Source organism: Deinococcus radiotolerans (assembly GCF_014647435.1).
Classification (GTDB): Bacteria; Deinococcota; Deinococci; order Deinococcales; family Deinococcaceae; genus Deinococcus; species Deinococcus radiotolerans.
In genome coordinates, this window is record NZ_BMPE01000026.1 from 1 (window position 1) to 13,030 (window position 13,030).

9 protein-coding genes are annotated in these 13,030 nt (G+C 68.2%); 7 read left to right on the forward strand and 2 right to left on the reverse strand.

The annotated features are described in order from the left end of the window. Positions 1-68: 68 nt before the first annotated feature. Together IEY63_RS20340 and IEY63_RS20345 are read left to right on the forward strand one after the other, a co-directional pair. On the forward strand, positions 69-2,516 hold the full coding sequence (locus IEY63_RS20340; protein WP_189070832.1) for a molybdopterin oxidoreductase family protein: 2,448 nt from the start codon (positions 69-71) through the stop codon (positions 2,514-2,516). A 1-nt stretch (position 2,517) separates the two neighbouring features. Continuing rightward, positions 2,518-2,976: a molybdopterin oxidoreductase gene (locus IEY63_RS20345; RefSeq protein ID WP_189070833.1), complete on the forward strand. Its 459-nt coding sequence runs from the start codon at positions 2,518-2,520 to the stop codon at positions 2,974-2,976. A gap of 248 nt (positions 2,977-3,224) precedes the next feature. On the opposite strand, the gene IEY63_RS20350 is transcribed toward IEY63_RS20345, so the two are convergent. Further along, entirely contained in the window at positions 3,225-4,538 is a 1,314-nt protein-coding gene (locus IEY63_RS20350) for a hemolysin family protein (RefSeq protein ID WP_189070834.1), read from the reverse strand. Then, positions 4,535-5,824: a hemolysin family protein gene (locus tag IEY63_RS20355; protein ID WP_189070835.1), complete on the reverse strand. Its 1,290-nt coding sequence runs from the start codon at positions 5,822-5,824 to the stop codon at positions 4,535-4,537. The genes IEY63_RS20350 and IEY63_RS20355 overlap by 4 nt, the downstream gene beginning before the upstream one ends. Before the next feature lie 782 nt (positions 5,825-6,606). Here IEY63_RS20355 and IEY63_RS20360 point away from each other — a divergent pair. The 5 genes from IEY63_RS20360 to IEY63_RS20380 all read left to right on the forward strand — a co-directional run bounded on the left by IEY63_RS20360 (position 6,607) and on the right by IEY63_RS20380 (position 12,974). Then, positions 6,607-8,109, forward strand: a complete 1,503-nt coding sequence (locus IEY63_RS20360) for a protein adenylyltransferase SelO (RefSeq protein ID WP_189070836.1) — start codon at positions 6,607-6,609, stop codon at positions 8,107-8,109. Positions 8,110-9,065: 956 nt separating this feature from the next. Then, entirely contained in the window at positions 9,066-10,196 is a 1,131-nt protein-coding gene (menC, locus tag IEY63_RS20365; protein WP_189070837.1) for an o-succinylbenzoate synthase, read from the forward strand. Continuing rightward, a complete protein-coding gene (locus IEY63_RS20370) occupies positions 10,193-10,942 on the forward strand; it encodes a GNAT family N-acetyltransferase (RefSeq protein ID WP_189070838.1) in 750 nt (249 codons plus the stop codon). The genes menC and IEY63_RS20370 overlap by 4 nt, the downstream gene beginning before the upstream one ends. Continuing rightward, positions 10,936-11,964 carry an ABC transporter permease gene (locus tag IEY63_RS20375; RefSeq protein ID WP_189070839.1) on the forward strand — a complete coding sequence of 343 codons (1,029 nt, stop codon included), beginning with the start codon at positions 10,936-10,938 and terminating at the stop codon, positions 11,962-11,964. Before IEY63_RS20370 ends, IEY63_RS20375 begins: the two co-directional genes overlap by 7 nt. Then, a complete protein-coding gene (locus IEY63_RS20380) occupies positions 11,961-12,974 on the forward strand; it encodes an ABC transporter permease (RefSeq protein WP_189070840.1) in 1,014 nt (337 codons plus the stop codon). The genes IEY63_RS20375 and IEY63_RS20380 overlap by 4 nt, the downstream gene beginning before the upstream one ends. Positions 12,975-13,030: the final 56 nt, after the last annotated feature.

The following is a 13,030-nucleotide window of genomic DNA, read 5'->3' on the forward strand; positions in this document are numbered from 1 at the left end:
TACACTCACCTCATCGGCGAACGCTCGTAACGCCGCTTGAAGTCAAAACTGGAGCACTACCAGGCCACATGTCAGACCGGACTCGCGACAGCATCAATGACATCTGGGGCGCGCGGACGCCGCATGCCGCCGGGGCGATCTGGCCCGCACGGGTGGACGAGCACCTGTCGGAGACGCCGGACCGCTGGGTGCGGGGGGCCTGCGTCCTGTGTTCGAACGGGTGCGGGTTGGATATCGGCGTGAAAGCAGGCCGGATCGTCGGTGTGCGCGGCCTGGCCAGTGACGTCACGAACAGAGGCCGACTGGGTCCCAAGGGGCTGCACGGCTGGGCGGCGAATCACAGTCCGGACCGGCTGACGACGCCGCTGATCCGCGAGGACGGACAGTTCCGGGAGGCGTCCTGGGATGAGGCGATGGACCTGATCGTGCGCCAGTCCCGGCAGGTCATCGAGAGCCACACCGCGATGGGCATTGGTTTCTACACGAGTGGGCAGCTGTTTTTGGAGGAGTACTACACGCTGAGTGTGATCGGTAAGGGCGGGCTGGGCACGCCGCACATGGACGGGAACACCCGTCTGTGCACGGCCACCGCAGCCGCAGCCCTGAAAGTCTCATTTGGCAGTGACGGACAGCCCGGCGCGTACGAGGATCTCGATGTCACCGACACGGTCCTGATGGTGGGCCACAACATGGCCAGTCAGCAGACGGTGCTGTGGGCGCGCATTCTCGACCGCCTCGCTGGTCCCAATCCACCCTGGATCATCGTGATCGACCCGCGCCGGACCTTCACGGCTGAGCACGCCACGGTGCATCTCACGCCGAGAGTCGGCACGAACGTCGCCGTGATGAACGGGCTGCTGCACCTGATCATTCACGCGGGGGCCGCCGACCAGACCTTCATTGACGCGCACACCGTCGGGTATGACGACCTCCAGAGGACCGTGGAGCGGTACACGCCGGAGTACGTGCAGGACCTGTCCGGCGTACCGGCCGCGGATCTGCGCCGCGCCGCGGACATCCTGGCGACCACGCCGACGCTGGTGTCCACCGTGCTGCAGGGCGTCTACCAGTCCATGCAGGCCACAGCCGCTGCCGTTCAGGTCAACAACGTGCACCTGATCCGCGGGCTGATCGGCCGGCCCGGCAGCGGCATCCTCCAGATGAACGGCCAGCCCACCGCGCAGAACACGCGCGAGACGGGCGCCGATGGGGACCTGCCGGGCTTCCGGAACTGGGGCAACGCGGGGCACATCGAGCAACTCGCGACGCTCTGGAACGTCCACAGGCACACCATTCCCCACTGGAGTCCGCCCACGCACGCCATGCAGATCTGGCGGTACGCGGAGCAGGGCAGCATCAGGATGCTGTGGATTCAGGCCACCAATCCAGCCGTGAGCCTCCCGCACCTCGACCGTATTCGCAGGATCCTGCAGAAAGACGACCTGTTCGTGGTCGTTCAGGACGCGTTCATGACCGAAACCGCGCGCTACGCCGACGTGGTCCTGCCCGCCGCCATCTGGGGCGAGAAGACCGGCACCTTCACGAACGTGAGCCGCACCGTCCACATCTCCTGCAAGGCGGTCGAACCGCCCGGCGAGGCCCGCAGTGACCTCGACATCTTCCTCGACTACGCCCGGCGAATGGACTTCCGGGATCAAGGCGGCCAGCCGCTGATCAGGTGGCATGACGCGGAAAGTGCCTTCGAGGCGTGGAAGGCCTGCACCCGCGGCCGACCCTGCGACTACACCGGCCTCACCTACGAGAAGCTGCTGGCCGGGAGCGGCATTCCCTGGCCGGTGAACGAGCAGCGTCCAGACGGCACGGTGCGGCTCTACACCGACTTTGTCTTTCCCACCGCAGCGGACGATGCCGAGACGTACGGACACGACCTGGACACCGGCGCCGCCCACACCGAGCAGGAATACAGGGCGAACGACCCGCAGGGGCGCGCGATCATCAAGGCGGCCGAGCACCGCGAGCCACACGAAACGCCTGACGAGGAGTACCCGCTGTGGCTGACCACCGGACGGCAGGTGTACCACTTTCATACCCGCACAAAAACCGGGCGGTCTCAGGCGTTGCAGGACGCTGCCCCGGACGCCTTCGTGCAGATTTCAGCAGAGGACGCTCAGCAGTACGGCATCGAGCAGGGCGACTGGATTCTGATCGAGTCGCGGCGCGGCCTAGTCATCGAGCGGGCCCGCATCGGGGACATCAAGCCGGGGCTGGTGTTCATCCCCTGGCATTACGGGTACTGGGACGATCCGAGCCGGCCGCGCGCCGCAAACGAACTGACCCTCACCGAGTGGGATCCGGTCAGCAAGCAGCCGCACTACAAGTACGCCGCGGTCCGCATCAGCCGGTACGCCGCGCGGGACGCCCTGCCTGCTCCTGGCCTGATCGGCCGCGCTGTCAAAGCGGTGCAGGGCCTGCTCGGCCAGGAGCGCAGTTCTGCGGCGCAGGGCAGCTCAGCGCAGGAGCCGCAGCCCAAGACGACCCAAAGGGTGGATGGTTGAGATGCACGTCGGACATTACGTCGGCCTGGTGCACGGGAGTGAGGAGCGACTCGTGGACGCCATCACCCGCGTGGCCGAGCACCACCGGGATGAGCCGGACATCTACGAAACCTGCCAGCTACTGGCCGCCTGGTCCCGTCAGCACGCCGCGGCCCTGAAACCGTTGGTTCAACAGTACGGCGAGCACAGGAATGCGGAGCCCAGCGCGATGGAACACGCACTGTTCCAGGGCCCCCGCCGGGGCGGCCTGGCGCTGCTGCGTGACCTGCACGACCTGTGGCTGATGACCCAGGAGGTGCAGCTGTGCTGGACGGTCCTCGAGCAGGCGGCGCAGGCCTTACGGGACGAGCACCTTGAACGGGTCTGTCAGGCGTGCGGCGCGGAAACCGGGCGCCAGACGGCGTTCTTCCTCACCCGCATCAAGCAGGCCGCGCCGCAGGCGCTGGTGGTCGCGTCCTGACCAGACAGGAGGGTACTGCCCCGAGCGCCCGGAGCGGCTGCATGACGCTACTGAAAGCCCCGTCCCGGGCTCAAACGTGCCGGTCGAGCAGATCAGAAGACATCCCGAGAGCAGGGTGGACCGGCCCGCTGCGTGCGGTCTGGAGATCCGGAACGGCTACCGCCCAGCGTCCCCCACACCGGAACTGACCGCTCCGCGTGCAGGTACACGCGGAGGGCAGCTGGATGCGCCTGTGGACCGGTATCAGCTTAGCTCGCCGCGCCGGGCACGGCCCGCAGGCGGACGCGCGTGATCTTCAGACCCTGCACGTCCTCCACGGTCAGGTCGTACCCGGCGACATGCACGGTCGTGCCGGGCGCAGGGACGGTCCCCACGGCCGTCAGGACGAGCCCGGCGATGGTCGTCACGTCCGCGCTGCGAAGGGGCAGGCCGAGGTTCCTGGATAGTTCGGCCAGGGTGACCTCGCCGTCCAAGGTGAGGGATCCGTCCTCGTTGTGCGTGATCCACGGTGAGGACGGGGCGCCTTCTTCCTCGATGACGTCCTCGATGAGGTCGTCCATGGTCACGAAGCCGAGCGTCCCGCCGAACTCGTCCACGACCAGGGCGGCATGCACGCGCTCCCGTTTGAAGAGGGCCAGAAGGTCTTCGGCCGTGGCGCTGGCGGCCACGCTCGGCAGGGGACGCAACAGCCGCTCAAGTGACACGTCACGGCCCTGCACCCGGGCGCGCATGACGTCCTTGCTGTGCAGCACGCCCATAATCTGATCCAGACTGTCCCTGTAGACCGGGTAGCGGCTCCGGGGGGACGCGGCGATCTTCGACTGGACCTCCGCCATGGTGGCGCGGATGTTCAGGGCGTCCAGGCGGCTGCGGGACGTCATGAGCTCCTCAGCGGTGCGGTCTTCCAGATCGAGGATGTTGTGGATGAGCTGCTGTTGCACGTGGTCGAGTTGGCCGCTCGCGGCCACTTCCTCAGTGACGATGGCCAGCTCCTTGCTGGTGTAGAGCCCGGCGGCCTTGCCAGGCTCCCGGACGCCCAGGAGCCGCATGAGGGCCAGCGCGAGGAAGTTCAGCGCGGCGGTCATCGGGCGGAACACGAAGCCAAAGCCGCGCATCAGGGGGTTCACGGCCACGCTGACCGGCTCCGGCGTCTGGAGGGCCAGGGCCTTGGGGATCATCTCGCCGAACACGACGTGCATGAAGGTGATGAAGCTCAGGGCAACGATGAAGCCTGCCGTATGCGCGGCAGCGTGCGAGAGGCCCAGGGACTCGAAGGGGCCGTACAGCCACTTCGCCACAGCCGGTTCGCCGTACATGCCCAGCCCGATGCTGGCGAGGGTGATGCCGAGCTGGGCGATGGCAATGTACCCGTCCTTCCCAGCGGAGCGGTCAAAGACGCGCACCAACCAGCGGGCGGCGCCGCTCCCGGCGTCCGCCAGGGTCTCCAGGCGACTGCGCCGGGCGGCCAGCAGCGCGAACTCAGCGGTGACAAACAGCCCGTTCAGGATGACCAGCACGAGAATCACGGCAACGGGCAGCAGTACGTCCGTGATGACGTTCATGCGCGGCCTCCGGGCAGGGTGAAGCTCACGCGGCGCACCGCCCGGCGTTCCATGTGATCCACGCGCAGGATCACACCAGCGGGCTCCACCACCACCTCATCCCCGACCAGGGGCAGACGCCCGAGTGCCTGCCAGACGAGGCCACTGACGGTGTCCACCTCATGGGTCGGCAGGTTCAGGCCGAACTGGTCGTTGAGTGCCTCGACGAGAACGTCCCCTCGGACGGTGACGTGCCCTTGATGCACGGCGATCGGGTCATCCTCCTGATCGAACTCGTCTTGCAGCTCCCCGAAGATTTCCTCCAGTGCGTCTTCCAGGGTGACCATGCCGGCCACCCCGCCGTACTCGTTGACCACAACGGCGCTGTGCCGCCCGGCGTCCCGCAATTTTCTCCATAGGTCCGGAACGGACACGAGTTCTGACACGATCAGGGGCGTGAGCATCACGCTGGTCACCAGGGCCTCGGGGGTCCGTTCTGCCGTCAGGAACACCGTGCGCAGGTGCACCACGCCGATCACGTCCTCCTGAGCATTCACCACCGGGAACCTGGAGTAGGGGCTCGCCGCGAGCCTCGGCAGGGCCGCCTGGACCGTCAGCTCGGCGGGCACGGTCACCAGCTGCGTGCGGGTGGTCATGATCTCCCGCACCACCCGGTCGTTGACGTTCAGTACGCCTGCCAGCATGTCCCGTTCGGCCGCGTCGATCAGCCCGCCGGCGGCACTCTCGCGGTACAGGCCCTCAAGTTCTTCCGGGGAATGCACGTGCGCGTGGCTGTGGTCCACGTTGAGCTTCCAGGCGCGCATCAGGGCGAACGCCGTTCCATTGAAGAGCCTGATCAGGGGCGTGAACAGCCACTGGCTGACCTGCATGGGCCGCAGGGTGGCCAGGGCCAGCCGCTCGGGGTAGCGCAGGGCCACCGTCTTGGGCAGCAGCTCGCCCAGCACCACCTGAAGGGCCGTGATGACGACCAGCACGATCAGCACGGCAACCGCCTGCCCAGCCGCCCCGAAGAGCGGTTCAAGCAGTGGTGTCAGCTGCGCCTGACCGAATGCGCCCGCCACCAGGCTGGACAGCGTGATGCCGATCTGACAGGCCGCCACGTAATGGTCGAGGCGTCTGGGGTCTTTCAGGATGCTGAGCAGGGCCACGGCCGAGGCATTTCCCGTTTCTGCGGCCTCCTGCACGCGGGAGCGCCGGGAACCGACAGTCGCGAACTCAGCGGCGACGTACAACGCATTGACCGCCACCATGATCAGGACCACCATGATCACGAGCAGGGTGTTCATGGCTGTCTCCGGACGGCAGTAGAGGCCAGCCGCAAGAGGGTGAGCGCAGGGGAATAACCGGAACTGGGGGGTTCGGCGTCGTCACAAAGGGGCAACGTCATGAGGGCTCATCATAACGGATGTCCTGCCCGTGGGGCGTCCTCCTTTCGATGGAATCGGCAGAGGTCAGCGCCAGGATGGGCGATATCCTGCCTGTGAGCTGATTACTTACAAGAGGCAGCGTGCCTTCGACGAGTGTCTGGTCCGTCCAACGGCGGTCAGAGTCGTCAGGTCCATTCACGTGAGTAGGTTCCGCCGTAGCGTCTGAACCAGCGCTCCTGCGTTTCCCGCATGAAGAGCCCAGACCATGATCGGAACGTGCCGGTGGCGCTAGGCACCGACCCGCATATCACTCCCTCCGGCACCATCAGGCGGACCAAGCGGCTCGCGCGCTCCTGTTCAGTGCTGCCCATCAGATCGAACGCACGGACCCTGAGGCTGGCGAAGGCGCCCTGCGCAGACTGGACATGTCAGTCCTGTTGGGCGCCGCCTCAACCTGAGGATCTGGCCCTCATTTGAGGGCGCCCTGTCGCTCTTTCTGGCCTGAATACATACGTTTCAAGATCTGTGGCGCCCGTCAGGTGAAGTCGGCAGAGAAATGGCATGGTTCACGCCTCACACCCAACGCGTTACCCTGCGCTCGCCCCTCAACCCCCTCCTGCTCCTGAACGCAGGCACCCTCCGGCCTCCCGGACTGTGGCCAGGGTTCAGTCAGATTCTGGAAAGGCGTCAGACTATCCGGTATGCCTGCCCCGTTTCAGTTCGACAACACCTATGCGCGGGACCTGCCGGGCTTCTACGCGCGCTGGCAGCCGGCGGCGGTGCCCGCACCAGACCTGCTGTTCTTCAATCACGACCTGGCCGCCGAACTGGGGCTGGACCCCGATGTCCTGGATGGGCCAGAAGGCGCAGCCATCTTCGCCGGCAATCAGGTTCCTGATGGGGCCGAGCCGCTCGCACAGGCGTACGCCGGTCATCAGTTCGGGGGGTTCTCACCTCAACTCGGTGACGGCCGCGCCCTCCTCCTCGGCGAGGTCGTCGACCGATTCGGGCGGCGCCGCGACCTGATGCTCAAAGGCTCAGGCCGCACGCCCTTCTCCAGACGGGGCGACGGCAAGGCCGCCGTCGGGCCTATGCTGCGCGAGGTGCTGATCGGTGAGGCCATGTCCGCCCTCGGCATTCCCACCACCCGCGCCCTCGCGGTGGCGGCCACCGGCGAACCCGTCTACCGGGAGCGGACCCTCCCAGGCGCGGTCCTCACCCGCGTGGCGGACAGCCACCTGCGGGTCGGCACCTTCGAGTACTTCAGCGCCCGCCGCGACACCGAGCGCGTCCAGCAGCTGGCCGAGTACGCCATCGCGCGACATGACCCCGACCTCGCGGGAACGGACGACCGGTACCTGGGCCTGCTGCGGCGGGTAGCTCAGCGGCAGGCGGCCCTGGTGGCGCGGTGGATGAACGTCGGGTTCATTCACGGCGTGCTGAACACCGACAACGTCGTGATCTCCGGTGAGACGATCGATTACGGTCCGTGCGCGTTCCTGGAGGCGTACGACCCGGACGCCGTGTTCAGTTCCATCGACCACGGGGGACGCTACGCCTACGGCAACCAGCCACCGGTCACGCGCTGGAATCTGGCCCGGCTGGCCGAGACGCTGCTGCCACTCATCGCCGGGCAGGACACCGAGGCAGCCGTGTCTCGCGCGGTCGGCCAGGCAACCGAGGTGATCGACGCCTTCCCAGCGTGGTATGCCGCCGAACTGCTCACCGGACAACGGGCGAAGCTGGGCCTGCGGGGCGGAGACGACGCGAGCGACCGCGCACTGGCGGAGGACTGGCTGACGCTGCTCCAGGAGCACCGGGTGGACTTCACGCTCGCGTGGCGTCGACTGGCCGACGCGGCCGACGGGAACGAGGCGCCTCTTCGAGCCCTGTTCCCCTTCCCCCAGGCCCCCGACGCCTGGCTCGCCCGCTGGCGGTCATGCGCTGAGAGCGAGGGCCGTTCAGCTGCGGACTGGCGTGAACGGGCACAGCACATGCGCCGGGTCAACCCAGTGGTCATCCCGCGCAATCACCGCGTGGAAGAAGCCCTGGCAGCCGCCTCCGAACACGGGGATCTCGGCCCGTTCCAGCGCCTGCTGGCGGCGCTCCAGCACCCGTACGACGAAAGACCCGAGCAGGCGGCGTACCATGAGCCGGCCCGAGCGGAGGTCACCGCCTGTTACCGCACGTTCTGCGGTACTTGACGGAGCCAACCCCTCACCGAGTTGCGACGAGAACGTTCAGATCGGTCCGAGGCACCGTTGATTGAGATGGCTGAACATATTCGATGTTGATCTCGGTCTGCTGAGTGACCACTACGGGGTGTGCCGCGTGGCCCCGAGGACGTGTCGGCCGCCAAAGACTACTGATGTGTCGGCACCCAGGTGATCGGTAGGCGAGCGGGTGTCCAGGTACGGGGAAGACGCTGCCACTGGCCCCAGGCCGTAACCTCATCCCGCGCCCCCATGAGGCCGTTGACGATGCGGCGCGAACAGCGTTCCGCAGCAAGCCAGATCCATGGTGGTCTGGTGTGGCGGGTCATGCCGACGCATCACTCGGCGCACTCCAGCGCCAGCGCAGTTGGTGCTGGAGTGCGCTCGCTGTTGGTGGCAGCACAATGCCTGCTCTGCGGGACCCGTTCGTCAGTGCCCTGAGCTGGCGTCGGCACCATGAATGACTGACCCCGATCGCCCGGCCGATGCCCCGGTATGACCGGTGGTCTGACACCCATTGGTCGCCGAGGGCCGCCGGGTCAGGTGACAGTCGCGCTCGTTGGTGATGCTGCGGTTGAGCTGGATTGAGCCGACCGACCGGGTGGGGGAGACGCCGCTCATGATTGGGAACGAGGTGGAGCGACTCAACCGTGCAGGGGGTGGTCGCTCGGAGCGTGTGACGCGAGTTCTCGGATGCAGGAACTGCGTCGTCGAGACGGCTGGTCCAGAGCCTGGGCTGGCGTCAGTGGCGCGTGATGGCTGCGCGGTTCACATCATGTCATGGCTTGAAAACATTTCTGCGATCACGTACTCTTCTGAAAAGCCAACTACAGACTGTTTTGCCTCCGTCGCCGCTCAGTGTCGCCCGCCCGACGCCTGAAGGAGCTGCCGTATGCCGCGATCTGCCTCCACCTGCTGTTCCGCCCGCCGGTCCCTGGACGCTCCCCATGCTGCTTGAACGCGCCGAACTGCGTGTCGTGTCCCTGCCGCTGCTGCGCCCCTTCCGGACCTCCTTCGGCGAAATCCGCGACAAGACCTTCATCCTGCTGCGGCTCTACGGCGAAGGCCTGCACGGCGTGGCCGAAGGCGTCATGGACGCCCGGCCGCAGTACCGCGAGGAGACCATCAGCGGCGCACTGGCCCTCCTGCGCGAAGCCATCCTGCCCGACATTCTCGGACGGCGCTGGGAGAACCCCGAGCAGCTCACGCGCCACCTCAGCGCTGTGCGCGGCAACCGCATGACCCTGGCCACCGTGGAGATGGCCTATTGGGACCTGTGGGCCCAGGCGCGCAACCTTCCGCTTTCCACCGTGCTCGGCGGCGTGCGCAACGAAGTGCCGGTGGGGGTCTCGCTCGGCATCCACACGTCGGTCGACGCCACCGTGGAGAGCGCCGTGCGGCACGCCGAACAGGGGTACCGCCGCATTAAACTCAAGATTCAGCCTGGCTGGGACGTCGAAGTGGTCCGGGCCGTGAAGGCCGCCCTCGGGACGCTGCCGGTGACCGTGGACGCGAACGCCGCGTACTCCCTGGCGGACCTCAACGTCCTGCGCGCGCTCGATGACCTCGGCCTGGACTACATCGAGCAGCCCCTAGCGTGGGACGACCTGCGCGACCACGCCAAACTCCAGGCGCTCATGCGCACGCCCCTGTGCCTCGACGAGTGCATCACCACCGCCCAGGACGCCCGCAAGGCGCTCGAAACCGCCGCCTGCCGCCTCGTCAACATCAAAGTCGGGCGCGTCGGCGGGCACCTCGAAGCCCGGCGGATCCACGACGTGGCCACCTCCTTCAGCGCCCCGGTGTGGTGCGGCGGCATGCTCGAAAGCGGCGTCGGCCGGGCCCACAACATTCACCTCGCGTCGCTGGCGAACTTCACCAAGCCCGGCGACACCAGCTCGTCCTCGCGCTACTGGGCGCGCGACCTGATCCACGAGCCGCTCGAAACCCGCGGCGGCCTGATGCCGGTGCCTGCGGGCCCGGGCATCGGGGTGACCCTGGACCTGCCGTTTCTGGAGAGCGTCACCCGGCACACCGAGCACCTCGGCCCGGTAACGGTGCCGGTCACGGCGGTATGACCGGCGCGCTGACCGTCCGGGTACTGAGCGGCCTGACGGAACTGTCCCTCACGCCGCCCCTGGCGAGGGCGATCTGGGGTGAGGACGACGGCCCGGAAGACCCGGTGCTGCTGCAGGTCCTGCAGCGCGTCGGTGGCCTGGTCGCTGGCGCGCTGGACCCGCAGGGCCAAGTGTGGGCGTACCTCGTGGGGCTGCCGACCGCCCGGGCGGACACCCAGCACTCCCACCGGCTGGGCGTGCACCCGGACGTCCGGCGCCAGGGGCTCGGCGAGCAGCTCAAACGCTTTCAGCAGACGTGGTGCCTGGAACGGGACGTCACCCGCGTCACCTGGACCTTCGATCCGCTGCTGCTCGCCAACGCCCACCTGAACATCCACCGGCTCGGCGCCGTGGCGGTCGCCTACCTGCCCAACTACTACGGGGCGATGGCTGGCATCAACGCTGGCGTGCCCTCCGACCGCTTCGAGGTGGTGTGGCCGCTGGGCGGCGCGCACACCCACGCCCCGTGGCCCATGGGGCCGGCCGTGGATCCCCTCCGGGACGACCTTCCGGCGGACCTTCCGGGCGCGCTGGCCCTATGCGTGCCGCGCGACTACTACCGCCTCCTCCGTGAGGATCCGGCGCTGGCCCTCGAGTGGCGCCAGCGCAGCGCGCCGCTGTTCAGCCGGCTGTTCCAGGCCGGCCACACGCTCGTGGACGTGGACCTCAGCCGGGGACAGTACCTTTTCCGGCGGACGGCATGCTGACGTTCGTGATCCGCCGGCTGCTGGCGCTGCCACTCATTCTGCTGGCCGTGACGCTCTTGATCGTGCTGGTCATGCAGCTGATCCCGCCCGAGCAGCGCGCCGCGGCGTACGCCAGCAACCTGCAGCAGCTCTCCCAGATTCCCGAGATCATCAAAACAAACCACCTCGACGGCAACGTCTTCGAGCAGTACGGACTGTGGCTGCGCCAGGCGCTGAGCGGGAACCTCGGCTTCTCCCGCACCAGTGGCCAGCCGGTGCTTCCCACCCTGCTCTCGCGCTTTCCCGCCACCCTGGAACTCGCGCTCTACACCCTCATTCCACTGATCACGCTCGGCGTCTGGCTGGGCGGTCACGCGGCCGTGCACCGCAACCGCACGGTCGACACGGTCATCCGGGTGGTCTCGGTCGTGGGCTACAGCGTGCCCAGCTTCGTGCTCGGCGTGTGGCTCCTGGTGATCTTCTACGGCGCCCTGGACCTGCTGCCCGGCACCGGCAACCTCAGCAACGACGCCGCCGTGCGGCTGCTCACCGGTGAGGTCCGGCACGTGACCGGCCTCGTCACGGTCGACGCGCTGCTCAGCGGGCGGCTCGACGTGTTCTGGGATGCGCTGGTGCACCTGATCCTGCCGGTGTTCACGCTGCTGGTCGTCAGTGGCGCCGGCCTGATCAAGGGCACGCGGGCCAGCATGATCGAGGCGCTAAACAGCGACTACATCCGCACTGCGCGGGCCAAGGGCGTCAGTGAGCGCGTCATCGTCCGCAAGCACGCCCGGCGCAACGCGCTGCTGACCGTGGTGACCCTGTCGGCCCTCAGCGTGTCCGGGCTGCTGCAGGGCGCCGTGATCGCCGAGACCCTCTACGGCTACCCCGGCGTCGGCAGCTGGGCCGCGCAGGCCGCGGCGCTGGGCGACATGCCCGGCGTGCTGGGCTTCGCGCTGCTGACCGCGACCATCGTCGTGACCGTCAATCTGCTCGCCGACCTGGCCTACACCCTGGTCGACCCCCGGGTGCGGTACGCATGAGCCTCGTCACGGCCGGCGACTCCGGGTCCGCCCCGGGCCCGCGGGCAGCCCGCGAATCCGGCACCCGGGGGCGGCTGCGCCGCCTGCAACGCAGCGTGCCCGCGCAGGTTGGCGCCCTGTTGATCGGTCTGTTCGTGCTGGTCACGGTGCTCGCCCCGGTCCTCGCGCCGCCGCAGGGCAACTGCCGCCGGGCGCTGGGACTGAGCGCCGAGCAGACCGTGCCCGGCCCCGCGGCGTACCTGCGCGAGGTACTGCTCACGCCCGACGCCTGCCTGCAGATGCCCCGCGAGGGCTTCGCCGCCCAGCCCACCCCGCCCGCCCCGGACGCCCCGCTCGGGCGGGTGGGCGGCTACGACATCCGCTACGGGCTGGTGTGGGGCACGCGCACCGCGTTCTTCCTGGGCCTCACGGTCCTGGCCATCACCCTGACCGTCGGCAGCCTGGTGGGCCTGATCGCCGGGTTCTATGGTGGGCTCGCCGACACCCTGCTGATGCGCTTCACCGATGTGATCTTCGCCTTTCCCGCCCTGGTGTTGATGCTCGTGCTTGTGGCCGCGCTCGGCCCGGGGCTGCAGAACATCATCATCGCCCTGAGCCTGGTGTCCTGGGCCGCGCTCGCCCGGGTGGTCCGTTCGGAGGTCCTGCGGCTGCGCGAACTGGAGTTCGTCGCCGCCGCGCAGAGCCTCGGGGCCAGCCCCGGCCGCGTCGCGCTGCGCCACGTGCTGCCCGGCGCGACCGGCCCGCTGCTGAGCCTCGCCGTGCTGGAGATGGGCGCGCTGCCCATCGTGGCGGGCGCGCTGTCCTTCCTAGGGCTGGGCACGCCGCTCGGCTACGCCGACTGGGGCCAGCTGATCGCCCTGGCCCAGAAATGGATTCAGGGCCCGCCCGGCGAGCCGTTCGCCTACTGGTACGTCACGCTCTTTCCCGGCCTGTGCATCGTCCTGTACAGCGTCGCCTGGAACCTCCTGGGGGACGCGCTCAGCGAAGCGTTCGATCCCCGCAACCGCTGACCCCCTTCCCGCGCCTGTCCGCGATCCGCGCGTCCCCTGTCCGCCCGCCCCCCGTC

What these genes read in the sequence shown, in the direction of transcription:
- IEY63_RS20345 (WP_189070833.1), top strand. Translation starts at nt 2,518, where the DNA reads ATGCACGTCGGACATTACGTCGGCCTGGTGCACGGGAGTGAGGAGCGA.
- IEY63_RS20370 (WP_189070838.1), top strand. Translation starts at nt 10,193, where the DNA reads ATGACCGGCGCGCTGACCGTCCGGGTACTGAGCGGCCTGACGGAACTG.
- IEY63_RS20350 (WP_189070834.1), bottom strand. Translation starts at nt 4,538, where the DNA reads ATGAACGTCATCACGGACGTACTGCTGCCCGTTGCCGTGATTCTCGTG.
- IEY63_RS20355 (WP_189070835.1), bottom strand. Translation starts at nt 5,824, where the DNA reads ATGAACACCCTGCTCGTGATCATGGTGGTCCTGATCATGGTGGCGGTC.
- menC (WP_189070837.1), top strand. Translation starts at nt 9,066, where the DNA reads ATGCTGCTTGAACGCGCCGAACTGCGTGTCGTGTCCCTGCCGCTGCTG.
- IEY63_RS20340 (WP_189070832.1), top strand. Translation starts at nt 69, where the DNA reads ATGTCAGACCGGACTCGCGACAGCATCAATGACATCTGGGGCGCGCGG.
- IEY63_RS20375 (WP_189070839.1), top strand. Translation starts at nt 10,936, where the DNA reads ATGCTGACGTTCGTGATCCGCCGGCTGCTGGCGCTGCCACTCATTCTG.
- IEY63_RS20380 (WP_189070840.1), top strand. Translation starts at nt 11,961, where the DNA reads ATGAGCCTCGTCACGGCCGGCGACTCCGGGTCCGCCCCGGGCCCGCGG.
- IEY63_RS20360 (WP_189070836.1), top strand. Translation starts at nt 6,607, where the DNA reads ATGCCTGCCCCGTTTCAGTTCGACAACACCTATGCGCGGGACCTGCCG.